The sequence below is a fragment of the Leifsonia sp. RAF41 genome (assembly GCF_052114085.1).
Classification (GTDB): Bacteria; Actinomycetota; Actinomycetes; order Actinomycetales; family Microbacteriaceae; genus Leifsonia.
Genome location: NZ_JBFREB010000001.1, coordinates 1,986,514 through 2,012,568, shown reverse-complemented (window position 1 = coordinate 2,012,568; position 26,055 = coordinate 1,986,514). Strand labels below are relative to the sequence as shown.

The following is a 26,055-nucleotide window of genomic DNA, read 5'->3' as shown; positions in this document are numbered from 1 at the left end:
GACCCTAACGCGGCTGTTCGCTGTGGGCGTTGCCGCTGGCCGCCGTCGACCGGCGTCGTCCGGCGAGGTCCGCTCTAGAGTTGAATCATGCGTGACCCCCGCCAACTGTTCGAGCTCAATCCGGCACTCCCGGTGCCGGAGGGGCTTCCCCTGGTCGCGGGCCTGACCGGCTTCGCCGACGCCGGTTCGGGCGTGAGCCAGCTCGGCACCTACCTGCTCGGAACGCTCGACAGCGAGGTGGTCGCCACCTTCGATGCCGACATCCTGCTCGACTACCGCGCGCGCAGACCGATCATCTACTTCGATCAGGACCACCTGACCGACTACCAGCCGGCCACTCTGAAGCTGTACCTGGCGTACGACGAGCTGCGCCAGCCCTTCCTCCTCCTCTCGGGATTCGAGCCCGACTTCCGCTGGGAGGCGTTCACGGAGGCTGTGCTCGGCTTGATCGAGCAGTACAAGGTGAAGAGCATCACCTGGGTCCACTCCATCCCCATGCCAGTGCCCCACACGCGCCCGATCGGCGTGACCGTGAGCGGCAACCGGCAGGAACTGATCGACTCCATGTCCATCTGGAAGCCGAACACGCAGGTCCCCGCGAACGCACTGCACCTGCTGGAGTACCGGCTGCAGCAGCTGTCATACCCGATCGCGGGATTCATCCTGCTGATCCCGCACTACCTCGCCGACACCGAGTACCCGGCTGCGGCGGTCGCCGCTCTCGATTCGATCAGCGCGGCGACGGGTCTGATCTTCCCGACCGACCGGCTGCGTCAGGAGGACCGCGACTTCATCGCCAACATCGACGAGCAGGTCGCCGGGAACACCGAGCTGGGCCGGCTGGTCGGCACCCTGGAGGAGCGTCACGACTCCTACATGGAGGACACGCAGCTGCGCTCGCCGCTGACCGACAGCGACGGCGAGCTTCCGACCGCCGATGAGATCGCTGCCGAACTGGAGAACTTCCTGGCCTTCCGCCGTCACGGCGACGAGGAGAACGGGCGCGGCGACCGCTGAGCGCATACCGCGCGAGCCGTCGGCCAGTCGGGGTGCATAGCCAGGCGTAGGATCGTTCGGTGAATTCACGTCGCTCCTGGGTCGTCTACGGGATCGGCGTCTTCGCCTACCTGATCGCGGTCATGCAGCGCACGACGATCGGAGTCGCGGGAGTCGCGGCGACCGATCGCTTCCACGTCTCGGCGTCGGTTCTCTCGTCGCTGGCGGTCCTCCAGCTGATCGTCTATGCCGGCATGCAGGTCCCCGTCGGCGTCCTCATCGACCGCATCGGCTCCCGCGTGCTCATGCTCGTGGGGACGGCGTTGATGGTGGTCGGGCAGGTGGCTGTGGCATTCGCGCCGACCATCACTATCGCGATCGTCGGCCGCATCCTGGTCGGGGCCGGGGATGCGACCGTCTTCACCTCGCTGATGCGACTGGTGAACTCCTGGTTCCGCGGGCGCATCGTGCCCCAGCTGTCGCAGTGGATCGGCAACGTCGGTCAGCTCGGGCAGGTGCTGTCGGCCATCCCGTTCGCGCTCCTCCTGCACCTGTCGGGGTGGACCGTCGCCTTCCTGTCCGCCGCCGCCCTGTCGGTGGTCGCCCTGATCGGGATCGCGGTGGCCGTCTCCGACCGGCCGGTCGGTGCGACCGAGGGCCCGCGGCCGGCGACGTGGTCGGACTCGCTGCGCCAGCTGCGGATCAGCCTGGGCCGCCCGGGCACCCAGCTCGGCTTCTGGTCGCACTTCGTGACCCAGTCGTCCGGCACCGTCTTCAGCCTGATGTGGGGCATCCCGTTCCTCGTCTTCGCCCTGGGAATCGAACCGGCGGAGGCGTCGGCGCTGCTCACCGTGCTGGTCGGGGCCGGTCTCATCTCCGGTCCGATCCTCGGCATCCTGACCGCCCGTTTCCCGTTGCGGCGCAGCAACCTGGTGCTGGGCATCGTCGCCCTCATGGCGCTGGCGTGGTCGCTCGTGCTGCTCTGGCCGGGCACGCCCCCGCTCTGGACGGTGATCGTCCTCATCGCGGCGATCGGCATCGGCGGTCCGGGATCGCTGATCGGGTTCGACTTCGCGCGCACCTTCAACCCGCTGCACAGCCTCGGGTCGGCGAACGGCATCGTGAACGTGGGCGGGTTCCTGGCGAGCTTCGTGATGATGTTCCTGATCGGTGTCTCCCTCGATCTGCAAGCGCACGGCGGGGGCGGCGACGCCGAGCTCTACCAGTTGGACCACTTCCGCTGGGCGTTCGCCATCCAATATGTGATCGTCGGCATCGGCGTCGGGTTCCTCATCCGCTCGCGCCGCCGCACGCGCCGCCGTCTGCAGGAGGAAGAGGGAATAGAAGTGGCCCCGTTGTGGGTTGCACTTGTCGGAGCGTGGAGGAGGCGCCGCGGTCACGAAGCGCTGTAATGGGCGCGGAGGGCGACGACGCGGATCCGGATCCGAATGGCCGAACGTGGTCGGGGGCTGACCGGGAACGTGCAATAATTGGTGATTAGACCCTTTCATGTCCCTGGGTCGGAGCATTAGACGATGCCCGACGCCACCACCAGGACTTGACTTGGGTCTTAGTAGTGTCCGCACGCAACCCTGAGCCAGGCTCGGCCGTCAGGATCCCGGCCCCTCTGCTTGGTATGAAAGGTGTTCACATGGCAACCCGTGCAGCAACGAAGACCCGCGAAGCGGAGGTCGAGGTCGACGAGACCACGACCGTCGCCGCGGACGAGACGACGAAGCCCGCAGTAAAGAAGGCGGCAGCGAAGAAGACGACGACGGCGAAGGCCCCGGCCCAGGCGGCCGCGAAGAAGCCGACGGCGGCTGCGAAGAAGCAGACCTCCGCCAAGGGCAAGGGTCGCGCTGCGGACGATGACGACGCGGAGGTCGACGACGACGCCGAGGTCGAGATCGAGGCTGAAGAGGTCACCGAGGAGGCCGAGGCGACGGACGACACCGAGTCGGACGAGACCGAAGACTCCGACGGCGACACCGAGGGCAAGACGCCCGCGGTCGCCGCTCCCATCGGAGACCTGCCCCTGCCGACCGACGCGCTCGTGCTGCGCGCGGTCGACGAGGACGACGACATCCCCGTCTACTCCAGCACCATCACCGGAGCGACGGCGGACCCGGTCAAGGACTACCTGAAGCAGATCGGTAAGGTCCCCCTGCTGAACGCGGCCGAAGAGGTCGAGCTCGCCATGCGGATCGAGGCCGGACTCTTCGCCGAGGACAAGCTCGCGAACATCCCGAACCTCACCAAGGAGCTGGAGCGCGAGCTCAAGTGGGTCGCCCGCGACGGTCAGCGTGCGAAGAGCCACCTGCTGGGCGCCAACCTGCGACTCGTCGTCAGCCTCGCCAAGCGTTACACCGGTCGAGGGATGCAGTTCCTCGACCTGATCCAGGAGGGCAACCTGGGCCTGATCCGTGCCGTCGAGAAGTTCGACTACACGAAGGGCTTCAAGTTCTCCACCTACGCCACCTGGTGGATCCGTCAGGCGATCACGCGTGCGATGGCCGACCAGGCGCGGACCATCCGCATCCCGGTCCACATGGTCGAGGTCATCAACAAGCTGGCCCGGGTGCAGCGCCAGATGCTGCAGGATCTGGGTCGCGAGCCCACCCCCGAGGAGCTGTCGAAGGAACTCGACATGACTCCGGAGAAGGTCATCGAGGTCCAGAAGTACGGCCGCGAGCCCATCTCGCTCCACACCCCGCTGGGTGAGGATGGCGACAGTGAGTTCGGCGACCTGATCGAAGACACCGAGGCGGTCGTTCCGGCCGACGCCGTGGGCTTCACCATGCTGCAGAAGCAGCTGGAGAGCCTGCTCGACTCCCTGTCGGAGCGCGAGGCGGGCGTGATCCGCATGCGGTTCGGCCTCGGCGACGGGATGCCGAAGACCCTCGACCAGATCGGTGACACGTTCGGCGTGACGCGCGAGCGCATCCGGCAGATCGAGTCGAAGACGATGGCGAAGCTGCGTCACCCCTCGCGTTCGCAGTCGCTGCGCGACTACCTCGAGTAAATCGGTGCGCTACCGACTGGCGGTCATCGCCGGCCGCCTCGCCCGCTGGCTTCTGCGCTTGCGGGGAGGCGGCTCCGCGGTCCCCGGCCGTGTCGCGCTGGCGATCGCTCCGAAGTTCCTTGAGCGCGCGGTCAGCCGGCTTCCGCTCGGCGTCGTGTTCGTGTCCGGCTCGAACGGCAAGTCCACGACGACGAACATGCTCACGGCGATCCTGCGCGAGCACGGCCTGGATGTGTTCACCAACCCGTCCGGCGGCAACCTGCCGCAGGGCATCGCCTCCGCTCTGCTCGCCGACGTGCCCCTGGACGGCTTCGTTCGCGGCGACGTCGGCGTGATCGAGGTAGATGAGGCGTACGGCGTCGACCTGGCGCGGGTGCTCAAGCCGCGCGGGTCGCTGCTGCTCAACGTGCAGATCGACCAGCTGAACCGCTTCTTCGAGCCGACCCGGGTGATCGGGATGCTGCGCTCGATCGCCGAAGGATCGTCCGAGTTCGTCGTGGTGAACGCCGACGACGACAGTCTCGCCCGCGTCGGCGCGGAGCTGACGGCGCAGGGCCGCGACGTGACCACCTTCGCCGTGGCTCCCTCCCTCATCGAGGCGTCCCCGAACGGTCTTGCGAACGTCAAAGACCTGTCGGGCGTCGCCACAGGCAGCCTCCCGATCCCGTCGGTGTTCGTCAGCAAGCTCGAAGTTCAGAGTGCGCAGCTCACGATCGGCGGCGAGAGCGTCCGCATCGGCCTTCCCGCCAGGGGACTCCACTACGCGGTGGATGCGGCAGGAGCGACCGCGATGGCCCGCCGGCTCCTCGGCGACCGCTTCCAGCCGAACGGCGTGGTCGCAGCAATGGCGGCCCTCCGGACGGTCTACGGCCGCGGCGAGACGCTGCGAGTCGGGGATGAGGACGTCGAGATCATCATGATGAAGAACCCGCCGAGCCTCCAGCTCAACCTCGACTATCTGAGCGAATCGCCCGAGCAGGTCTTCGTGGCCGTCGACGAGGGCACGCCCGATCCCTCCTGGGTGTACGACATCGACCTGTCGAAGCTGACGCACGTCGACGTGGTCTCCGGGACCAAGGCGTGGCAGTTCGCAACCCGGTTCGCGTATGCGGGCATCGAGGTGGATCAGGTGCTCCCCGAGCTGAAGCCCGCGCTGCAGGCGTTTCTGGCCCTCCCGAAGCCGACGCGCGGCACCAAGACGATGATCGTGAACTACGAGCAGATGATGCTCATCCGGAAGCAGCTGGGCTTCCTCGACCTGGAGGGCGGCGAGCGATGACCGTCCTGCGCGTACTGCATCTGTACCCCGCCGAGCTCGGGATCAACGGCGACGCCGGCAACGTGCTCGCCCTGGCCGAGCGTGCTCGCTGGCGGGGAGTCGACGTCGAGGTCGTCGCTCACGCGAGCGGTGCCGAACTGCCCAAGAGCGTCGACATCGTGCACATCGGTTCCGGCCCGCTCTCGGGCCAGCGCGCCGTCCACGACGACGTGCTCCGTATCGCGCCACGCCTGCGGGAGTGGCGGGATGCCGGCGTGCCCTTCCTCGCGATCGCGGGTGGGTGGCAGCTGCTGGGCACAGGACTCGAGACGCCGGAAGGCGACCTCCTTGCCGGAGCGGGCGTGTTCCCGACCCGGGCTGCACTGGGGGCCAAGCGTCACGTCGGCGAGATCGTCGTGCGGCTCGCGGACGGTTCCTCGGTGGCCGGATTCGAGAACCATTCGGCGCGCACGGTGCTCGACGGCGCCGAGCCCCTGGGTCGTGTCGCCAGCGGGACGGGCAACGGCGACGGTACCGAGGGCGTGGTCGTCGGCTCGTCGATCGGCACGCACCTGCACGGTCCCGTGCTTCCGATGAACCCGGCGCTGGCCGACCGGCTGCTGAGCGCGGCCCTCCGCGGCGAGGTGCCGCCGATTCCCCAGACGGAGCGGGTCGACCGCTACGCCCTGAACGCGCGTCGCGCGATCGCCGACCGACTGGGCGTCTCGCTCTAGTTCCGCCGCAGTGCCGCGTCGCGCTCGGTCAGTTCACGTAGACGCGGGGGACGCGCGCGGCGACGCCGGTGACCATCTCGTCTGCGATCGTCTCGGCCCAGTCGGCATACTTTTCGGCGGTCGGTTCGCCGTCGGTGCCGGGTCCGAACAGGATGGCCGTGTCGCCGACCTCGACGCGGTGCGCCCCCGCGTCCACCAGCATCGTGTCCGCCTCCACCGCGATCACCGGGCAGCGCCGGCCGTTCAGTTGGATGGACGTCTTGGCGATCCCGAGCGTCGGCACGCCGTCTGCCCAGCCGATAGCGAGCCGCACCTGCGTGGTCCCGCCAACGTGCACCTCGGTGACGGGAGCCTCCAGCCGCATCGCCGGGATGAGGCCGAGTTCGGCGCCGGTCGAGTCGTCGAAGGGGGAGAAACCGTAGGCAGCGATCCCGAACCGCACGAACGAGAACCGCGCCTCCGGCATCCGGATGCCCGCTGAACTCGCGGCGAGGTGCAGGGCCTCGAACTGCGCGCCGAGCGCCTCCGCTTCGGCGACCGCGTCCCGGAACTCCGCCAGGGCTGCTTCGTCGTCGGCGATGGACGCGTCGGCGAGATGCGACCAGGCGGCGCGGATGCGGACGACACCGCGTTCTTCGAGCTCGAGCGCTGCCTGCACGAGTCCCGGCCACTCCTCACGGGTAGCGCCGTTGCGGCTGAGGCCGGTGTCGACTTTCAGGTGCACGATCGCCGGACGGTCGGCGCCTGCGGCGGCGATCGCCTCCAGCTGCCAGACGGCGGAGACGCCGAGCTCGATGTCAGACTCGATTCCGGCACGCCAGTCCGTCGCCTGGCCGTGCAGCCAGGCGAGGATCGGTACGGTCACGCCGGCATGCCGCAGTACCAGGCCGGCCGGGATTTCGAGTACGGCCAGGGAGGTCGCTCCCGCGGCCAGTCCCGCCTCGGCGACCGGGATGAGTCCGTGGCCGTAGGCGTCGGCCTTGACGGCCAGCATGGTCTGCGCCGGGGCGATGAGCCGGGTCAGATGGGCGACGTTGTGCCGCAGCGTGCCCAGGTCGATGACGGCGCGGGGGAGAGGCTCAGCGACGGCGTCCACGATGGTCATGCGGGCGTCCTCATCACGTGTATGTCCTCTCGATGCGGCGGCCGAGCCGGCTGGTGATGACCGGCGCCGCGACGCCGAGGGCGTCCGCCCAATCGAGAACGGTCGGCTCGCCGAGCGCGGGGTCGCCGAAGAGGACCACGGAGTCGCCGGGCGCGGCGGAGTCGTCGCCGATGTCGACGACGAACTGGTCCATCGCTATGCGGCCGGTGATGCGGCCGGTGGTGTCCCCGACCCTGACCGGAGCCTTGTTGGACGCGACGCGAAGGATGCCGTCGGCGTAGCCGAGCGCGACGAGCACCAGCGTGCTCGGCCGCGAGGTGCGGTAGGTGTAGCCGTATGACACGCCGCGGTCGGCTGGGACCCGCCTGACGGAGACGACCTCGCCTTCCAGGCGCATCGCCGGAGCGGTCGGATGCGTGGGGTCGAGACCGAAGAGCTCCGGTCCCAGATAGCCGTTCTCCTCGATGGACGACGCATTGTCGACGACCGCGAGGCGCACGGGGAGGCCTTCGTCAGCGATGCTGACCGCATCCTCCACCCGGGAGACGAGAAAACCGCCGACCCCCGCATCCGTCAGCGCACGAGCCACGGGGATGAGCCCGTGTCCGTACGCGTCGGCGCGGAGATCGGCGGTGCAGTCGGGGAGCACGGAAGCGGCTGATGCCGCCGTCGAGCGAATGGCGTCGAGATCGATGTGGACGCGTCGGCGCACACCCGTCCTCTTCACCATGCTCAGATCAGCTCGTCTCGGTCAGCTCGCGCTTCGCGACGCGGCCCGGGTCAGGCGCGCTGGTCTTCGAACAGGCGAGCGGTCTCGTCGTGCCAGCTGTGGGCGATCTGCGAGAGCTTCTCCTGGTGCTTCTTGCCGTGGTGGGCGCAGAACAGCAGCTCGCCGTTATTCACGACGACCCTGATGTAAGCCTGTGCCCCGCAGCTGTCGCAACGGTCCGCAGCAGTCAGTTGCGGCCCTGATGCGAGCTCGTCAACGGCCCCGTTCTCCGAGGTAAGTGTCGACATGTGATGCTCCTTCCGTCGCAACCGGTGAACTCGGTACGTCTATAGAACCACGGATACTCGGCAACGAGGCGCGTGTTGGCTGCTATTTCGCTCAACGCGTAGCCTCCGGGAGCCAGGGTGTCGGTGGCGTAGGGTCCGGCATCCGGCGCTTACGCTTGAGAGTGAGCATGCGCCTGCTGGGCGCCATCGATCCTGCAAGGAGCGCCCGTGGCGAGTTCGGACTATTCGGCCAGGCACCTCTCGGTGCTCGAGGGGCTCGAGGCCGTCCGCAAGCGACCGGGCATGTACATCGGCTCCACGGACTCCCGCGGGCTCATGCACTGCCTCTGGGAGATCATCGACAACTCGGTGGATGAGGCCCTCGCCGGGCACGGCGATGCGATCGACGTCATCCTGCACGCCGACGACAGTGTCGAGGTGCGCGACAGCGCACGCGGGATCCCGGTCGACATCGAGCCGAAGACCGGCCTGTCGGGTGTCGAGGTCGTGTTCACCAAGCTCCACGCCGGCGGCAAGTTCGGCAGCGGATCGTACGCCGCATCCGGCGGCCTGCACGGCGTCGGCGCGTCGGTGGTCAATGCGCTCTCCGAGCGACTCGACGTCGAGGTCGATCGCGACGGCAAGACGTGGGCGATGTCCTTCCACCGCGGTGAGCCCGGGATCTTCGACGACAAGGCCGGAGTACCGAGCCCGGACAGCACCTTCACGCCCTTCGTCAGCGGCAGTGAGCTGAGAGTCGTCGGCAAGGTGCGCAAGGGTGTCACCGGCACGCGCATCCGCTACTGGGCCGACCGGCAGATCTTCACCAAGGGTGCGGAGTTCTCCACGTCCGACCTCGTCGGCCGCGCCCGCCAGACCGCTTTTCTGGTGCCCGGGATCTCGATCTCGATCGACGACAAGCGCCCGGCAGCGGACGGCGCCGAGCCGAGCGGGCTCACGACCTTCCGCTACGAGGGCGGGATCTCGGAATTCGTCGACTTCCTCGCACCCGACAGCCCGATCACCGAGACCTGGCGTCTCACCGGTGCCGGACACTTCACCGAGACCGTGCCGGTGCTCTCCGATTCGGGCGCGATGGTACCGACCGAACTGAAGCGCGACTGCGAGGTCGACATCGCGCTGCGCTGGGGCACGGGCTACGACACCGTGATGCGCAGCTTCGTCAACATCATCGCAACGCCGAAGGGCGGCAGCCACCAGGCCGGGTTCGACCAGGGGATGCTCAAGTTCCTGCGGCAGCAGGTCGAGCAGAACGCACGCCGCCTCAAGGCGGGGAACGACAAGCTCGAGAAGGACGACGTCATGGCGGGCCTCACCGCCGTTCTCACCGTGCGCCTCCCCGAGCCGCAATTCGAGGGCCAGACGAAGGAGATCCTCGGAACGCCGGCCGTGCGGGCGATCGTCGCCAATGTGGTGCAGAAAGCGATGGCGGAGCGCTTCGGTTCGTCCAAGCGCGACGACAAGACGCAGTCGGCCCTCGTGCTCGACAAGGTCGTCGCCGAGATGAAGTCGCGGATCTCCGCGCGCGCCCACAAGGAGACGCAGCGCCGCAAGAACGCGCTGGAGACCTCATCCCTCCCCGCAAAGCTGGTCGACTGCCGATCCAACGACGTCGCCAACAGCGAACTGTTCATCGTCGAGGGCGACTCGGCGCTCGGCACCGCCCGGCGCGCCCGCGACAGCGAGTATCAGGCGCTGCTGCCCATCCGTGGCAAGATCCTGAACGTTCAGAAGGCATCCGTCTCGGACATGCTGTCCAACGCCGAGTGCGCGGCCATCATCCAGGTCATCGGCGCGGGCTCCGGCCGCAGCTTCGACCTGTCGACGGCCCGCTACGGCAAGGTCATCATCATGTCCGACGCGGATGTCGACGGCGCGCACATCCGGACGCTGCTCCTCACCCTCTTCTTCCGGTACATGCGGCCGATGATCGAGGAGGGTCGCGTGTTCGCCGCGGTGCCACCGCTGCATCGCGTCGTCGCGGTCAACCCGGGGTCCAAGCCGAACGAGACCATCTACACCTACTCGGAGGCCGAGCTGCAGGCCGTGCTCGCCGACCTGAAGAAGCGCGGCAAGCGGTACCAGGAGCCGATCCAGCGCTACAAGGGTCTCGGTGAGATGGATGCGGACCAGCTGGCGACCACCACGATGGATCGTGCCCACCGCACGCTGCGCCGGGTGCGCGTCCCCGACGCCGAGGCTGCCAACCGCGTCTTCGAGCTGCTCATGGGCAACGACGTCGCGCCGCGCAAGGAGTTCATCATCGCCGGCGCCGACGACCTGAGCCGGGCCCGCATCGACGCCTGACCTGAGCTTCGCGGGCTGCTGTCCGCGTCCCTCCTGAAAACGGAGGAGCTCGTCCTGAGCCGGTCCACGGGTGCCTCCGTTTCACGAGGGCAGGCGGCGTGTCGGCCGGAAGATCCTCCGTTTCCCGCAGCACGGGAAACGGAGGAGAAGTGGATGGAACCGTCCCGGATCCGCGGGAAACGGAGGAAGCCGTAGCCCGCGTCGCGCGAACGTCCTCCGTTTCAGATGCAGCGGGTCAGCCGACGCGGCGGCCGATCGAGCCGACGACCGTGTCGAGGGGTGTGCCGGAGCCGTCGCGGCGGGAGCCGCCTTCGGGCAACGTCCGGGCGGCGCCGTCGGGCGCGACGGCCAGCGCCGGACCTCGGCCCGCCCACGCGAGCACGAGTTCGCTCTCGCCCTTGAGAAACCGCTGGGCCCGCACGCCTCCGGTCGCCCGGCCCTTGGCCGGGTATTCGGCGTAGTCGCTCACCTTGGCCGTGCCCGGGTCTGCGCCCGGCAGCGTGGCGTCGCTGGCGGCGATGGTGGCGACGACAGCCTCCTCCGCGTCGGCGGCGGCGATGCTCCCGAAATAGACCACGCGCGCGTCCGCGCCGAGGTTGATTCCTGCCATGCCGCCCGCCGCGCGCCCCTGCGGGCGAACGCTGGAGGCCGCGAACCGCAGCAGCTGTGCGTCGCTGGCGATGAAGACCAGTTCGTCCTCATCCGTCACCGTCGTAGCCCCGACGACCTCGTCGCCCGGCTTGAGCGAGATGACCTCGAACTCGGGCTTGTTGGCCCAGTCGCCCGCGGTCACGCGCTTCACGACGCCCTGCTTCGTCCCGAGCGCGATCGTGCGATCGGAGTCGAGGGAGGCCAAGGCCAGGATGCGTTCCTTCTTGTCGGCGAGAGCCAGGTAGTCGCCGACCCGGACGCCCGCGCCGAGTTGGATGGAGTTGGCCGGCACACCGGGGAGGTCGACGGGGGAGAAGCGGATCAGCCGCCCCCGGTTCGTCACTGCACCGATCTCGCTGCGACTGGTCGTGTCCAGCTGGGACAGGATCGCGTCATGCTTGCTGCGCCGGACCGGCGGCTGGATGCGATCGAGTCCGCCCTCGGAGCCGTCGGCGCCGGGGACCGCGTCCACACGCAGGATCCGCCCCGTCGTCGAGAGGTAGACGCGCGTCGGCACGTCGGCGACCTCGAGCTGCACGCCCGCGGCCTTGCTGCGCGACGTTCCGGCGATGGACGGCTTCGCCTCGGTGAGGAGGGTGCGGCGCGGGGTCCCGAAGGTGGTGGCTACCCGCTCCAATTCGTCCGACACCGTGTCGTGGATGCGCTGGCGCGACGCCAGCAGCGCCTCCAGCTCCTCGATCTCCGCCCGCAGCTGGTCGCGCTCGGTCTCGAGCTCGATGCGGCTGAACTTGGTCAGTCGCCGCAGCCGCAGCTCCAGGATGTAGTCGGCCTGCAGCGTGCTCAGGTCGAAGACCTGCATCAGCCGGCCGCGCGCCTGCTCCGTGTCGTCGGAGGTGCGGATGACCTGGATGACCTCGTCGATGTCCAGGATGGCGACGAGCAGGCCTTCGACGAGGTGCAGTCGTTCCTTGCGTCGCGCCAGGCGGAACTGCGACCGTCGGGTGACCACGCTGATGCGGTGGTCGAGGTAGACCTGCAGCAGGTCGCGCAGGCCGAGCGTCTGCGGGCCGCCGGCGACGAGGGCGACGTTGTTGATCGCGAAGCCCTCCTCCAGCGGGGTGTGCCGGTAGAGCAGCTCGAGCACCGCGTCCGGGCTGAATCCGGTCTTGATCCCGATGACGAGACGCAGGCCGTGCTGGCGGTCGGAGAGGTCGGTGACGTCGGAGATTCCGTTCAGCTTCTTGGCGTTGACGCCGTCCTTGATCTTCTCGATCACCTTCTCGGGGCCGACGCCGTACGGGAGCTCAGTGACGACGAGCCCGCTCTTACGGGCCGTCACCGACTCCACCGCGACCTTGGCGCGCATCCGGAAGCTGCCGCGGCCGGTCGCGTACGCATCGCGCACGCCGGCCAGCCCGGCGATGGTACCGCCGCTGGGGAGGTCGGGACCGGGCACGTACGCCATCAGGTCGTCGAGGGTCGCCTCCGGGTTCTCGAGCAGGTGGCGGGCGGCGCCGACGACCTCGATGAGGTTGTGCGGCGCCATGTTGGTCGCCATGCCGACCGCGATGCCGCTCGCGCCGTTCACCAGGAGGTTGGGGAAGGCTGCGGGCAGCACATCCGGCTGCATGAGCTGGTTGTCGTAGTTGGGGACGAAGTCGACGACGTCCTCGTCGAGATCCTCCGTTATCGCCAGGGCCGCGGCGGCGAGGCGAGCCTCCGTGTAGCGGGCGGCGGCGGGGCCGTCGTCGAGGGAGCCGAAGTTGCCGTGCCCGTCGACCAGCGGCACGCGGAGCGTGAAGTCCTGCGCCATTCGGACCAGCGCGTCGTAGATGGCGCTGTCGCCGTGCGGGTGCAGCTTTCCCATCACCTCGCCCGTGACGCGCGCCGACTTGACGTGGCCGCGGTCGGGGCGCAGGCCCATCTCGGTCATCATGTACAGGATGCGGCGCTGCACCGGCTTCAGGCCGTCGCGGGCGTCCGGGAGGGCGCGCGAGTAGATCACCGAGTAGGCGTATTCGAGGAACGAGCCCTGCATCTCGGTGGTGACGTCGACGTCTTCGATGCGTTCCGTCGTTCCGGCGGGCTGGTCGTCTGCTGGTGTCATTGGTGCATTCTGTGCAGTGGGGCTCGGGTCGAGCGGAGGATCGGGCGAGCGTGGGGCGGCTCGGCCGGCCGCGTGAGTGCTGTGCCAGACTGGGCCGGATGCCACCCATGCTACCGGCCGCGTTCACCACCCGAGCGAGCCTCGCCACGGTTCTGCCGAGTTCGCTGGCCGCCCTGACCGGTGCGCCGAACGAGCTCGGGCTGCCGAAGCTGGAGCACGTGGTCGTCATCGTGGTGGACGGCCTGGGCGCTGCGGCATTGCGGGCGCGTTCCGGACATGCGCGGACGCTCGCGCCGCTGCTCGGCAAGGCGACGACGATCGACGCGGGCTTCCCGACGACGACGGCAGCCGCGCTGGCCACCCTCACCACCGGGACGACGCCCGGCGAGCACGGACTCGTCGGCTATCGGGTGCGCGACGATGCCGGTCGCCTCACCAACCAGCTCTCCGGCTGGGACGCGCGGATGGATCCCGCCACCTGGCAGCGATCCCGCACCGTATTCGAGACCGCGGCCGAGCAGGGCGTCCGTGCCCGTGCCATCGGCCTGCCGAAGTTCGAGGGCTCCGGCTTCACCGCGGCGGTGCTTCGCGGCGCGGAATTCATAGGCGTGCAGTCGCTGAGCGAGCGATTCGACGCAGCCGCGGAGATCGTGGCCGGTGCCGGGCCCGGACTCACCTACCTGTACGTCGCCGAGCTCGATCAGCTCGCGCATGCGCGCGGGTGGGAGTCCGCGGACTGGACAGCCGCGCTCGAGACGGTGGATGCCCTGGTCGCATCCTTCGCCCGTCGGTTGGGACCGGGACGCGGTGCCCTGCTCACCGCCGATCATGGCGTGGTGGATGTGCCCGAGAGCGGCCACATCCTGTACGACACCGCTCCCGAACTGCTCGACGGTGTGGCCGCGGTCGCGGGGGAGCCGCGGGTGCTGCATCTCTATCTCGACCCCGAAGCGGCCGGAAGCGCAGCGGCCGCGACCGGTGTCGCCGAGCGTTGGCGCACCGCCGAGGGCGACCGCTCTTGGGTGGCCACACAGGGCGAGGCGATCGACGCCGGCTGGTTCGGACCCTCGGTCGACGCTGCGGTCGCGCCACGGATCGGGGACGTGCTCGTCGCCGCCCGCAAGCGCATCGCGTACTACGACGGTCGCGACCCGCAGGGCACCGGCCGCAACATGATCGGCCAGCACGGTTCGCTCACGCCCGAGGAGACGCGGGTACCCCTTCTCCGATTCGGCGCGGCCGGCTGAACCCCGCCACGTGCGGGACGCCGGCTACGCCAGATCGTCGTCCGTGCGCGCGCCGAAGACGATCTCGTCCCAGCTCGGCATGGACGCTCGGCCCTTACGTCGTGTCGACGGCTGCGGTCCCGAGTCGTTCGACGACGAGGCCGGGGGAGCGGGCGGGGCCGGCACATCCAGCGGAAGCGACGGCTGCTCCGCGACCGGAGGACGCTCGTCGATCACCCGGAACGGCGACGGCGCGGACGGCGCCGGAGTGAGGTTCGCGGGCGTCGAGGCCTGGGGCGGGGTCACCGGGTGCTCCGCCGGGACGGGCCGCTCCGGAACGGTGGTGCGGTCCTCGTATGTAGCGGCCTCGCGTTCGCCGCGACGGCGGCGCAGTGCCTCCAGCAGGTCGGCGGTCTGGTGCAGGTCGCGCGGCGCGCCGTCGTCGGCCCGTTTGATGGCCGAGACCGCGATCGAATTGTTCGCGCCAGGTGCGCGTCCCTGCGGCAACGGCTCGATCGGCGTGGTGATCTCCGGTCCGAGGAGGTCGACCGAGGGCGCGGGGAAGGTGAAGGCTCCGCTGTCGAAGCGCGACGTGTCCGGCTCTCCTTCGTGCGGCAGTACCGCACGCAGCCGCGGGATCAGCGCTCCGCCGCGGAGTTCGCCGGCCTGGGAGAGCGTGGTCGCCTCCGAGTTGAGGGGCGCGAGGGAGTGCTTGCGGGCATCGTAGGACCAACGGGCGTCGTGGTCGATCGTGTCCGCGACGAACTCGAGCTTGACGATCCAGCCCGTCTCGCTGTCCTTCCAGCTCGCCCAGCGCTCGCCCGCCACACCGAGGGATGCCAGCCGGTCGCGGATGACCGTGCCGAACGTCTCACCCTCGACCAGCGGATCCACAGCGTCGGTGGTGTGCACGGGCACGCTCAGCGCACTCGCCACGATGTGCTCGCGCTCCGCGAGGATCGGCCCTTCGAACCGCTGGACGTACTCCAGCGGCGCGCCGGTGACCGCCGCGACGTCCTCCGCGGACATCCCGGAACGGATGTGCGCCTGGACTTCGCGCGGTGAGAGTTTGGGGGCGTCGGCCGGCGTCTCCTGACGCACCTGCCGCACTTTCGACTGCAACGCTTCGTCGACGGCGATGCGGAAACGCTCACCGTCGTCGCCGACGGCGACGAGTGCACCGTTCTCGACCCCGATGACCTTCAAATCCTGCATGTGGATTGCCTTCCGAGCTCGTTCGTACCGCCTCAGGATGCCACGCGCAGGAAGGCATTCCGGGGAATACGACGGGCGTGCCGGAAGTTGCACACCAAGCAATCGCTGAGAGGCTCCTGGGTGGTTTTGCTATTCGGGAGCGATTGATGCAAACTATGGCCGCCGATTGCGAGAATCGGCCGTTACGTACGAGAAGTGGATGGGCATGGCAACGGATTACGACGCACCGCGGAAGACCGAGGACGACTCCGAGTCGATCGAGGCCCTCAAGGAGCGTGTCCCGGACAAGATGTCGGGTGTCGTCGACGTTGAGGACGCGGATAATCCCGGGGGTTATGAGCTCCCTGGCGCCGACCTCTCAGACCTCGACCTCGACGTCGTGGTGCTCCCTCCCCAGGCTGATGAGTTCACCTGCGTGAACTGCTTCCTGGTGAAGCACCGCTCCCAGATCGACCACGACACCAAGCTCGGGCCGATCTGCGTGGAGTGCGCCGCTTAGGTCACGCAGAACGTCGAGCCTCACCGAGAACCCGGACCAATCGGTCCGGGTTTCTTGTTGAGAGCAGCCAGTAGGGTGCCGGGTCGTCCTGGTCGAGCAGTGGCACCTTCACGACCGGTTTGATCCAGCCGCGGATGAGCAGCCACGCGCGCGCGTCGAGCAGGCGGCCGCGCTCGAGCGTCGCATCCTCTCCCAGGTACGCGGTCGGGTCGCCGACTAGGGGCAATGGGATGCGCGCATGCCCGGCCACCAGCTCGTCCTCCGTCACGCGGATGACGGGCGCCGTCGTGACCAGGAAGACGGCCCACGCGACGTACACGACGATCGCCAGAAGCACCCCGACGGTGAGGTTGATCGGTGCGAAGACGAGCATGATCGCGGGGATGACGAGCAGTGTGGAGATGAACAGCCAGGGCGTCGCCCACAGCCGCTCTCGGTACAGGTCCATGACCCCTATTCGATCAGACTTCTGCACTACCCTCGACACGTGACCGATACCGTCGATGTCCCGATCATCGCCTCGTCCCCTCCCGCATACGCGCACCCGGGCGACGCCGGGGCCGACCTGAGCGCCGCCGAGGCCGTGGTCCTCGGGCCCGGGGAGCGGTTCACAATGCCGACCGGTGTCTCGATCGCCCTGCCCGACGGGTATGCCGCGTTCGTGGTCCCGCGCAGCGGGCTGGCCATGCGCCACGGCATCACCATCGTGAATGCGCCGGGCACTGTGGACGCGGGCTACCGCGGCGAGATCAAGGTCACCCTCCTCAATACCGACAGGTCGATGCCGTACGATATCGCCGTCGGCGACCGGATCGCCCAGCTGATCGTCATGCCGGTCACGCGAGCCCGGTTCATCCCCGTCGACACCCTCCCGGACAGCCACCGCGGCACAGCGGGCTTCGGCTCGTCCGGGTACACCGTCACCGAGGCAGGAGAACACGCGTGAGCGACATCAGCGACACCCCTCGCGGATCCGAGGAGGGCGCCGAGCTCGAACCGCAGGGCGACGACATCGAGTTCGACAAGTCTGCGCCGGAGGACCGCGAGACGGAGGGTCCGCTCGACGAGAGCGAGGCTAACCCGGTCCGGCCGTACGTCGATCTGGGTGGAGTGAAGATCCTGCCGCGCGAAGGCCTCCACCTGCGGCTGGAGGTCGAGGAGGAGTCGCAGCGCGTCGTCGCCGTCGGCCTCGACTACGCGAACTCGACCCTTCAGGTGCAGCCGTTCGCCGCTCCCCGGTCGAGCGGGCTGTGGCACGAGATCCGAGACCAGATCACCGACCAGATCCAGCGCCAGGGCGGCCGCGTGACGGAGCGCGACGGCGCTTTCGGACCGGAACTCGTCGCCGAGATCCCCGTGGCTGCCCCGCAGGGCGGTGCGGTCGAAACGCGCGTCGCGCGTTTCGTGGGAGTCGACGGGCCGCGCTGGTTCCTCCGCGGTGTGATCGCGGGAGACGCGGCGGTACAGCCGGAGGCCGCGGCGCTCGTCGAAGACCTCTTCCGCAGCATCGTCGTCGTTCGCGGTTCGGTGCCGATGCCGCCGCGCGACCTCATTCCGCTGCGGATGCCGGCCGCTCCAACGGTGGGCAACGAGAACGACTACTCCTCTCTTTAAGGCGCGCGCATGACCGATCAGGACCGCCCGGAGCCCCAGCCGGGCGCCGGCGCACCCGCGGGTGACGCCGCCCCAGAAGCCGATTCCGCTGCGCGCACGGCCGACGGCGTGCCGGCACCCGGTCTCGGCGAGAGCATTGCAGCGGCAGCCCGCCGCTCGGGTCTGGGCCAGCTGGCCGAGACCGAGACGTCCACCGGCGCCGCCCTGCTCGGCGCCCTCGGCGGTGTCCGAGGACTGTGCGAGACGATCCTCCCCGGCCTCGTCTTCCTCGTCCTCTTCACGTTCACGCAGAACGTCCCGCTCTCGATCGGGTGCTCGGTGGCAGTGGCCATCGTCTTCACGGTCGCGCGCATCATCGGCAAGACACCGGTCACGCAGGCACTGGCCGGTCTCATCGGTGTGGGCATCTCGGCCATTCTGGCGCTCATCACGGGCCGCGGGGAGGACAACTTCCTCCTCGGTATCTGGACGAACGCCGCATACGCGGCGGGCATCCTCATCTCGATGCTCGTGCGCTGGCCGGTCATCGGACTGGCCGCGGGGTACCTGATGGGCGACGGCGTCGCCTGGCGCCGCGACAAGCGGAAATTCCGCGTCATGCAGGCGCTGACCTTCTTCTGGTTCCTGCTGTTCGCCGCACGACTGGTGGTCCAAGTGCCGCTCTACCTGGCGCACACAGATGCCGCGACGAGCGCCCTGGCACTCACCAAGCTGCTGATGGGCGTGCCGCTGTACGCGCCGCTGCTGCTAGTGACGTGGTTCGTGGTGAAGGGACAATTTCCCCAGAAGCCCGTCACGAACGAGCCTCGAACCGCGTCTCACAAGTAGAAGCACATCGAGCTCACGGCGACGGAGGGGGACGGATGCTGGAGGCGGGGACACGCGAGGGGCTCACGCCCGCCCAAGTAGCCGAACGCGTCGAGGGCGGCCGGGTCAACACCCAGACGCAGCCCAGCTCGCGCTCGGTGGGCGACATCCTGCGCGAGAACATCTTCACGCTGTTCAACGGCATCCTCACCGTGTGCTTCATCGCGGTCCTCCTCCTCGGCGACCTGCGGGACGGCTTCTTCTTCGGGATCGTCATCGTCAACGCGCTGATCGGCATCGTGCAGGAGTATCGCGCCAAGCGCGTGCTCGACCGGGCGGCGCTGCTGGCGGCCCCGCACAGCCGTGTGCGGCGCGGCGGCGAAGTCGTGACGGTGGCGCTCGAAGACGTGGTGCTCGACGACCTGCTCGTGCTGCGTCCCGGAGACCAGGTGCCCGCCGATGCGGTCGTGGTGGAGAGCACAGGCCTCTCCCTCGACGAGTCGATGCTGACCGGCGAGTCCGATCCGATGTTCAAAGACGACGGTGCGCCGCTGCTCTCCGGCTCGCATGTGGTGACGGGCACCGGCCTGGCGACGGTGACGGCCGTGGGGGCAGACTCCTACGCGAGTCGGCTCACCAGCGAGATCCGCAAGCACTCGCTCGTCCGATCCGAGTTGCGGGAGGCGACCAACCGCATCCTCGTTTATCTGTCCTGGGTGCTCGGGCCGCTCATCCTCATCACCCTCGTCGGCCGCGTGCTGACCTACGGCGGGTTCACCGAGATTTTCGTCGACGACCGTTGGCGGCGGGCGCTTCTCGATGCTGTCGCGGCGGTCGTCGGCATGATCCCCGAAGGGCTCGTGCTGCTGACGAGCCTGGCTTTCGGCGTTGCCGCCATCCAGCTCGCCACAAGGAAGGTGCTGGTGCAGGAGCTCGCCGCCGTCGAAGTGCTCGCACGGGTCGACGTGCTGTGCCTGGACAAGACCGGGACCCTCACCACCGGCGAGCTCTCGCTGCACGACACCGAGTGGGTCGGTTCGGAAGACGGCGCCGGTGCTCGGGCGGAACTCGCGGAGATCGCGCTCGCCGCGTTCGGATCGGACGAAGCGGGCAACGCGACGTCCGGCATCCTCGGCTCGCGGTTCCGCAGCGACCGGTTCCGCGTGACGCGGCGCATCCCGTTCAGTTCGGCGACGAAGTACAGCGCCCTCGCCATGACTGTCGACGGCGACGAGAGTTCCTGGGTCCTGGGCGCGCCGGAGCGCGTGCTGGCGGCGCATCCCGACGCCCTGTCGCGGGCGACCGAACTCGCAGCGACGGGTCTTCGCACCCTTGCGCTGGCGCGGGCTGTCGATCCGTTGCCCGAGGGGGTGCACGTTCCGCTCGCCGGCACGCGCGTCGAGCCGGCGCTGCTGGTGCTGCTGGCCGAGACCCTGCGGCCGGAGGCGCGCGACACCCTCCGCTACTTCCGCGAGCAGGCGGTGCGGGTGGTCGTGATGTCGGGCGACAACCCGGTCACCGTCGCGGCCATGGCCCGGGAACTGCAGTTGGAGGGGGAGACCATCGATGCGTCCACCCTGACTACCGATGAGGAGCTCGCGGGAGCGCTGGAGACTGCTGGGGTCCTCGGGCGGGTCAGCCCGGATCAGAAGCGTGCAGCGGTCCGACTGCTCAAAGAGCGGGGGCGGACCGTCGCGATGACCGGCGACGGCGTCAACGATGCCATGGCCGTGAAAGACGCCGACCTCGGCATAGCGATGGGATCGGGCACCGCCGCGACCAAGGCGGTTTCCCGTGTCGTCCTGCTCGACGACCGGTTCGATCGGTTGCCCGATGTGCTCGCCTCCGGACGGCGCGTGATCGCCAACGTGGAGCGCGTCTCCAACATCTTCCTGGCCAAGACGACCTACGGCATCCTGCTCGCCCTGGTCAGTGCGGTGCTGCTGTGGCCGTTCCCGTTCCTCCCGCGCCAGCTGACGCTCGTCTCGACTCTCGCCATCGGCATCCCCTCGTTCTTCCTCGCCCTGGCGCCCAACAAGCGCATCTACACGCCCGGGGTGCTCGGCCGTGTGCTCAAGTACTCGGTGCCGACCGGCCTGATCGCGGGCGTCACCGCGATCGTCGCCTACGCGCCGCTCTATCGCAGCCTCCCGTTGCACGAAGCGCGCAGCGTCACCACGGTCGCGCTGTTCTGCGTCTCCCTCTGGATCCTGTGCGTGCTCACGAGGCCGCTGACCGGGGTGCGCTGGCTGCTGTTGGCTGCGGTCGCTGCAGCGTTCGTTCTGGTGTGCGTCATCCCGTTCACCGCGTCGTTCTTCGAGATGCATGTGCAGTTCGACGCAGCGCTCGCCTGGGGTGTGGCCGTCGGCGCGGTTGGCGCTGTCGGGGTCGAAGTGTTCTACCGCTTCGCCAAGCGCCGCGCGCTGGTGTTCGACCGGCTCTGAGCGTGATAGATTTATCTCGACGTCAAGATACTTTCCCGCACCGGCGATTTAGGCTTACCTTGCTGGAAAGGCGCTTCGACGGACGACGAAGATGGACGAGGCGTGCGTGAACATCGCCTGCCAACGAAGGAGAGGGCATTGTGACGGCTACGGAGAATTCGGGGCACGGCAGCTTCGGCGCGAAGAAGACCCTGACGGTCGGATCGCGCGACTACACGATCTTCGGGATCGACACCGTGGAGGGGTACGAGCGGCTCCCGTTCAGCCTCAAGGTGCTGCTCGAGAACCTGCTCCGCACGGAGGACGGCGCCAACATCACCGCCGACCACATCCGCGCACTCGGCAGCTGGGACCCGGCGTCCGAGCCGAACACGGAGATCCAGTTCACGCCTGCCCGCGTGATCATGCAGGACTTCACCGGCGTCCCCTGCATCGTCGACCTCGCCACGATGCGCGAGGCGGTGTCCGCTCTCGGCGGCGACCCCAAGAAGATCAACCCGCTCGCCCCGGCCGAGATGGTCATCGACCACTCCGTCATCGCCGACCTGTTCGGCCAGCCGGATGCGCTCGAGCGCAACACCGACATCGAGTACGAGCGCAACGGTGAGCGCTACCAGTTCCTGCGCTGGGGCCAGACCGCGTTCGACGACTTCAAGGTCGTCCCGCCGGGCACCGGCATCGTTCACCAGGTCAACATCGAGTACCTGGCGCGTGTCACCATGACCCGCGAGATCGACGGCGAGCTGCTCGCCTACCCGGACACCTGCGTCGGCACCGACTCGCACACCACCATGGTCAACGGCCTCGGCGTGCTGGGCTGGGGCGTCGGCGGCATCGAGGCCGAGGCGGCCATGCTCGGCCAGCCGGTCTCCATGCTCATCCCCAAGGTCGTCGGCTTCAAGCTGACCGGCGCCATCCCCACCGGTGTGACCGCGACGGATGTCGTCCTCACCATTACGCAGATCCTGCGCAAGCACGGCGTCGTCGGCAAGTTCGTCGAGTTCTACGGAGCCGGCGTCGCCCAGGTCCCGCTCGCGAACCGCGCCACCATCGGCAACATGAGCCCCGAGTTCGGCTCGACCGCAGCCATGTTCCCGATCGACGACGTCACCCTCGACTACCTGCGCCTCACCGGTCGTAGCGAGGAGCAGGTCCAGCTGGTCGAGGAGTACTCCAAGGCCCAGAGCCTGTGGCACGACCCGTCGGTCGAGCCGGTGTTCAGCGAGTACCTCGAACTCGACCTGTCGACCGTCGTCCCGTCGATCGCCGGCCCGAAGCGTCCCCAGGACCGCATCGAGCTCGACCACGCCAAGCAGCAGTTCGAGAAGGACCTCGTCGACTACGCCGACATCTCGCACGACCTGGTCGACCTGACCATCTCCGAGTCCTTCCCGGCGTCCGACCCGGGCGAGCTCCAGCCGGAGGACGACCGCAACACCCACGTGCACTCGCACCACAGCCACGCGCCGAAGACGGCTTCCAGCCCCACGCCGGTGACCCTGGCGGAGAGCGGCGAGAAGTTCGTCCTCGACCATGGCGCCGTCGCGATCGCGGCGATCACGTCGTGCACGAACACGTCGAACCCTTCGGTGATGCTCGCGGCGGGCCTCCTGGCCCGGAACGCGGCCAAGAAGGGCCTGAAGGCCAAGCCGTGGGTGAAGACCACGCTGGCTCCGGGATCGAAGGTCGTCACCGACTACTACGAGAAGGCGGGCCTCACCCAAGACCTCGAGGCGCTCGGCTTCTACACGGTCGGCTACGGCTGCACCACCTGCATCGGCAACTCTGGTCCGCTGATCGACGAGATCTCGCAGGCGGTCAACGACAACGACCTCGCCGTCACCGCGGTGCTCTCGGGCAACCGCAACTTCGAGGGCCGCATCAACCCCGACGTGAAGATGAACTACCTGGCGAGCCCGCCGCTGGTCATCGCCTACGCTCTCGCCGGCTCGATGAACTTCGACTTCGAGGTCGACCCGCTGGGGACCGACAGCGAGGGCAACGACGTCTTCCTCAAGGACATCTGGCCGGACGCCGCCGAGGTGCAGGAGACGATCGACTCCTCGATCAATGAGGGGATGTTCGTCCACCAGTACGCGTCTGTCTTCGAGGGCGACGAGCGCTGGAAGTCGCTTCCGACCCCGACCGGCTCGATCTTCGAGTGGGACGAGAAGTCGACCTACGTGCGGAAGCCTCCGTACTTCGAGGGCATGACGCTCGACACCACCCCGGTCAGCGACATCGTCGACGCACGCGCGCTTGCCAAGCTGGGCGACTCGGTGACCACCGACCACATCTCGCCCGCCGGCTCGATCAAGGCGGAGAGCCCCGCCGGCCAGTACCTGACCGAGCACGGGATCGACCGCAAGGACTTCAACTCCTACGGCTCGCGCCGTGGCAACCACGAGGTCATGATCCGCGGGACGTTCGCGAACATCCGCCTCAAGAACCAGCTGCTCAGCTCGTTCAACGACGGCAACGGCGTCGAGGGCGGCTACACCCGCGACTTCACCCAGCCCGACGCCCCGCAGGCCTTCATCTACGATGCGTCGCAGAAGTACCAGGCGCAGGGCACCCCGCTCGTCATCCTCGGTGGCAAGGAGTACGGCTCGGGCTCGTCACGCGACTGGGCGGCGAAGGGCACCAGCCTCCTCGGCGTCCGCGCGGTCATCACCGAGAGCTTCGAGCGCATCCACCGCTCGAACCTGATCGGCATGGGCGTCGTCCCGCTGCAGTTCCCGGCTGGGGAGTCCGCGGACTCTCTTGGGCTCGACGGCACCGAGGTCTTCTCGATCACCGGTCTCGAGGCGCTCAACGAAGGCACCACGCCGAAGACGGTGCACGTCATCGCATCGCCCAGCGAGCACTCGCCCGAGGGCAAGCAGACGGTCGAGTTCGACGCGGTCGTCCGGATCGACACCCCCGGTGAGGCCGACTACTACCGCAACGGCGGCATCCTGCAGTACGTGCTGCGGAGCCTCGTCTAAGCAGTCGCATGTCACGAGAGGCTCGGAATGGGAACGTTCCGAGCCTCTCTTGATATCCGCGAGCCTAGACTCGAATCCATGGGCATCCTCGAGACCATCCACGGTCCACGCGACCTCGACCGGCTGACGGACGGAGAGCTCGTCCAACTCGCCGCCGAGGTCCGTGCGTTCCTGGTCGCCAACGTGTCGAAGACGGGCGGGCACCTGGGCCCGAACCTCGGCGTGGTCGAGACGACCATCGCCATCCACCGGGTCTTCGACTCCCCGCGGGACGCCATCGTCTTCGATACCGGCCACCAGTCGTACGTGCACAAGCTGCTGACCGGCCGGCAGGACTTCTCGCAGCTGCGCCAGCGCGGCGGCATGGCGGGCTACCCGCAGCGCTCCGAGTCGGAGCACGACATCGTCGAGAGCTCGCACGCCTCGTCGTCGCTGTCGTGGGCGGACGGGATCTCGCGCGCCTTCCAGCTGACTGGGCAGACGGACCGCCACGTGATCGCGATGGTGGGCGACGGTGCCCTGACCGGCGGCATGACGTGGGAGGCGCTCAACAACATCTCCGACGACAACAACAGGAAGCTCATCATCGTCGTCAACGACAACGGGCGCTCGTACGCCCCGACCATCGGCGGCATGGCGCGCTTCCTCAACACGGTGCGGACCCGGAAGAGCTACCGCAGCCTGTACCTGACCTCGCAGCGCGCGTTCGACAAGCTCGGCACACCCGGCCGGTCGTTCTACCGCGGGGTGCGCGGCGGCCTGCACGGCTTCCTGAGCCGCTTCTCCAACAACGAGGCGCTCTACTCGAACCTCGACATCAAGTACATCGGCCCGATCCACGGGCACGACATCGAGGCGATGGAGGAGGCCCTCCGGCAGGCGAAGAACTACGGCGCGCCGGTCATCGTCCACACGATCACCCAGAAGGGGCGAGGCTACGAGCCGGCCCTGCGTGACGCGGCCGACCAGTTCCACTCGGTCGGCCAGATCGACCCCGAGACCGGCGAGCCGATGGCCGGGTCCAGCAAGCCAGCGTGGACGGATGTGTTCGCCGACGAGATCGTCCGGCTGGCCGAGAAGAACCCGAAGATCGTCGGCATCACCGCCGCGATGCTGCGCCCGACCGGGCTGCATAAGTTCGCTGAGCGCTTCCCGGACCGTGTTCACGACGTCGGCATCGCCGAGCAGCACGCCGCGACCAGCGCGGCCGGCCTCGCCTACGGCGGCCTGCATCCGGTCGTCGCCATCTATGCCACCTTCATGAATCGCGCCTTCGACCAGGTGCTGATGGATGTGGGCCTCCACAAGGCGGGCGTCACCTTCGTGCTCGACCGCGCAGGAGTGACCGGCCCGGACGGCCCCAGCCATCACGGGATCTGGGACCTCGCCATCCTGCAGGTGGTCCCGAACATCCGCTTGGCCGCGCCACGCGACGGCACCCGGTTCCGCGAGGAGCTGGGGGAGGCCGTGACGGTCGAGGACGCCCCGACCGTGCTGCGTTTCCCGAAGGGATCCGTTCAGCCGGACATCGACGCCGTGCGCCGCCTGGACGACGGTGTGGACGTGCTGCGCGAGGGCGACCGCAAGGACGTCCTGCTCGTCACTGTGGGACCCATGGCCGACCTGGGCCTGAAGGTCGCCGACCGCCTTGCCGCGCAGGGAATCGGCGCGACCGTCGTCGACCCGCGGTGGGTCGTCCCCGTGCCGAAGAGCATCCTCTCGCTGGCCACGGAGCACCGCATCGTGGTGACCATCGAGGACGGCATCCGGGTCGGCGGGATCGGCACGCGCGTCCGTCAGGACCTGCGCGAAGCCGGCATCGACACCGCCGTGGACGAACTGGGCCTGCCCGACGCGTTCATCGACCACGCGTCGCGCGAGCAGATCCTGGAGGACGCCGGGCTCACCCCGCAGAAGATCGCTCGCGACCTCGTCGCTCAAGTGTTGGGCAGCCGGGTCCCGATCGCGCGTCCTCTCCCGGACGACGCGACGGCCGACGACACGCCGGCCGACGGGGAGTCCCGCGCCAAGAAGCGCCGCGCCTAACCTGTCCCGTCCCGTCCCGTCGAGTGGTGACATGACGTCACCACTCGACCGGAATTCGA

The 26,055-nt window shown here is 68.6% G+C and carries 20 protein-coding genes; 14 read left to right on the top strand and 6 right to left on the bottom strand.

Annotated features, from left to right (window positions below; all coding sequences use genetic code 11):
• Positions 1 to 87: 87 nt before the first annotated feature.
• The 5 genes from AB4Y74_RS09690 to AB4Y74_RS09670 all read left to right on the top strand — a co-directional run bounded on the left by AB4Y74_RS09690 (position 88) and on the right by AB4Y74_RS09670 (position 6,010).
• Positions 88 to 1,017, top strand: coding sequence for a proteasome assembly chaperone family protein (locus AB4Y74_RS09690; protein ID WP_441798874.1), 930 nt, complete (start codon positions 88 to 90; stop codon positions 1,015 to 1,017).
• A 59-nt stretch (positions 1,018 to 1,076) separates the two neighbouring features.
• Positions 1,077 to 2,408 carry an MFS transporter gene (locus AB4Y74_RS09685; RefSeq protein ID WP_441798873.1) on the top strand — a complete coding sequence of 444 codons (1,332 nt, stop codon included), beginning with the start codon at positions 1,077 to 1,079 and terminating at the stop codon, positions 2,406 to 2,408.
• A gap of 239 nt (positions 2,409 to 2,647) precedes the next feature.
• Positions 2,648 to 4,018: an RNA polymerase sigma factor gene (locus AB4Y74_RS09680; protein WP_441798872.1), complete on the top strand. Its 1,371-nt coding sequence runs from the start codon at positions 2,648 to 2,650 to the stop codon at positions 4,016 to 4,018.
• A gap of 4 nt (positions 4,019 to 4,022) precedes the next feature.
• Positions 4,023 to 5,297, top strand: a complete 1,275-nt coding sequence (locus tag AB4Y74_RS09675) for a MurT ligase domain-containing protein (protein WP_441798871.1) — start codon at positions 4,023 to 4,025, stop codon at positions 5,295 to 5,297.
• On the top strand, positions 5,294 to 6,010 hold the full coding sequence (locus AB4Y74_RS09670) for a type 1 glutamine amidotransferase (protein WP_441798870.1): 717 nt from the start codon (positions 5,294 to 5,296) through the stop codon (positions 6,008 to 6,010). Before AB4Y74_RS09675 ends, AB4Y74_RS09670 begins: the two co-directional genes overlap by 4 nt.
• A 28-nt stretch (positions 6,011 to 6,038) precedes the next feature.
• Here the strand turns inward: AB4Y74_RS09670 and alr are convergent, their stop codons facing one another.
• From alr to AB4Y74_RS09655, 3 genes are read right to left on the bottom strand one after another with little or no spacing between them, the layout of a single operon-like run.
• Complete coding sequence (gene alr / locus AB4Y74_RS09665) at positions 6,039 to 7,115, bottom strand: alanine racemase (RefSeq protein WP_441798869.1); 1,077 nt, start codon at positions 7,113 to 7,115, stop codon at positions 6,039 to 6,041.
• Between the two features lie 13 nt (positions 7,116 to 7,128).
• On the bottom strand, positions 7,129 to 7,845 hold the full coding sequence (locus AB4Y74_RS09660) for an alanine racemase (protein WP_441798868.1): 717 nt from the start codon (positions 7,843 to 7,845) through the stop codon (positions 7,129 to 7,131).
• Between the two features lie 50 nt (positions 7,846 to 7,895).
• Complete coding sequence (locus AB4Y74_RS09655) at positions 7,896 to 8,132, bottom strand: DUF7455 domain-containing protein (protein WP_374010344.1); 237 nt, start codon at positions 8,130 to 8,132, stop codon at positions 7,896 to 7,898.
• 207 nt (positions 8,133 to 8,339) lie between these two features.
• On the opposite strand from AB4Y74_RS09655, the gene AB4Y74_RS09650 reads away from it, so the two are divergent.
• A complete protein-coding gene (locus AB4Y74_RS09650; protein WP_441798867.1) occupies positions 8,340 to 10,439 on the top strand; it encodes a DNA gyrase/topoisomerase IV subunit B in 2,100 nt (699 codons plus the stop codon).
• A 235-nt stretch (positions 10,440 to 10,674) separates the two neighbouring features.
• Here AB4Y74_RS09650 and AB4Y74_RS09645 read toward each other — a convergent pair whose 3' ends face one another.
• Positions 10,675 to 13,158, bottom strand: a complete 2,484-nt coding sequence (locus tag AB4Y74_RS09645; protein WP_441798866.1) for a DNA gyrase/topoisomerase IV subunit A — start codon at positions 13,156 to 13,158, stop codon at positions 10,675 to 10,677.
• A gap of 98 nt (positions 13,159 to 13,256) precedes the next feature.
• On the opposite strand from AB4Y74_RS09645, the gene AB4Y74_RS09640 reads away from it, so the two are divergent.
• Positions 13,257 to 14,405: an alkaline phosphatase family protein gene (locus AB4Y74_RS09640; protein WP_441798865.1), complete on the top strand. Its 1,149-nt coding sequence runs from the start codon at positions 13,257 to 13,259 to the stop codon at positions 14,403 to 14,405.
• 24 nt (positions 14,406 to 14,429) lie between these two features.
• On the opposite strand, the gene sepH is transcribed toward AB4Y74_RS09640, so the two are convergent.
• Entirely contained in the window at positions 14,430 to 15,599 is a 1,170-nt protein-coding gene (gene sepH / locus AB4Y74_RS09635; protein ID WP_441798864.1) for a septation protein SepH, read from the bottom strand.
• Positions 15,600 to 15,804: 205 nt separating this feature from the next.
• On the opposite strand from sepH, the gene AB4Y74_RS09630 reads away from it, so the two are divergent.
• The gene (locus AB4Y74_RS09630; RefSeq protein ID WP_285116440.1) at positions 15,805 to 16,098 is read left to right on the top strand and encodes a DUF4193 domain-containing protein; all 294 of its coding nucleotides are present in this window, start codon (positions 15,805 to 15,807) and stop codon (positions 16,096 to 16,098) included.
• 1 nt (position 16,099) lies between these two features.
• On the opposite strand, the gene AB4Y74_RS09625 is transcribed toward AB4Y74_RS09630, so the two are convergent.
• Positions 16,100 to 16,546, bottom strand: a complete 447-nt coding sequence (locus AB4Y74_RS09625) for a DUF3093 domain-containing protein (RefSeq protein ID WP_441798863.1) — start codon at positions 16,544 to 16,546, stop codon at positions 16,100 to 16,102.
• 39 nt (positions 16,547 to 16,585) lie between these two features.
• Here AB4Y74_RS09625 and dut point away from each other — a divergent pair, with 39 nt between their 5' ends.
• From dut to dxs, 6 genes are all read left to right on the top strand, one after another.
• Positions 16,586 to 17,044 (top strand): dUTP diphosphatase, encoded by a 459-nt coding sequence (gene dut / locus AB4Y74_RS09620; protein WP_441798862.1) that lies wholly within the window; start codon positions 16,586 to 16,588, stop codon positions 17,042 to 17,044.
• A 65-nt stretch (positions 17,045 to 17,109) separates the two neighbouring features.
• The gene (locus AB4Y74_RS09615) at positions 17,110 to 17,712 is read left to right on the top strand and encodes a DUF3710 domain-containing protein (RefSeq protein ID WP_441800429.1); all 603 of its coding nucleotides are present in this window, start codon (positions 17,110 to 17,112) and stop codon (positions 17,710 to 17,712) included.
• Positions 17,713 to 17,721: 9 nt separating this feature from the next.
• Positions 17,722 to 18,540, top strand: a complete 819-nt coding sequence (locus AB4Y74_RS09610; RefSeq protein WP_441798861.1) for a DUF3159 domain-containing protein — start codon at positions 17,722 to 17,724, stop codon at positions 18,538 to 18,540.
• A 35-nt stretch (positions 18,541 to 18,575) separates the two neighbouring features.
• Positions 18,576 to 20,963, top strand: coding sequence for an HAD-IC family P-type ATPase (locus AB4Y74_RS09605; protein ID WP_441798860.1), 2,388 nt, complete (start codon positions 18,576 to 18,578; stop codon positions 20,961 to 20,963).
• 140 nt (positions 20,964 to 21,103) lie between these two features.
• Positions 21,104 to 23,950, top strand: a complete 2,847-nt coding sequence (gene acnA, locus AB4Y74_RS09600) for an aconitate hydratase AcnA (RefSeq protein WP_441798859.1) — start codon at positions 21,104 to 21,106, stop codon at positions 23,948 to 23,950.
• Between the two features lie 78 nt (positions 23,951 to 24,028).
• Positions 24,029 to 25,996 carry a 1-deoxy-D-xylulose-5-phosphate synthase gene (gene dxs, locus AB4Y74_RS09595; RefSeq protein ID WP_441798858.1) on the top strand — a complete coding sequence of 656 codons (1,968 nt, stop codon included), beginning with the start codon at positions 24,029 to 24,031 and terminating at the stop codon, positions 25,994 to 25,996.
• Positions 25,997 to 26,055 lie beyond the last annotated feature (59 nt).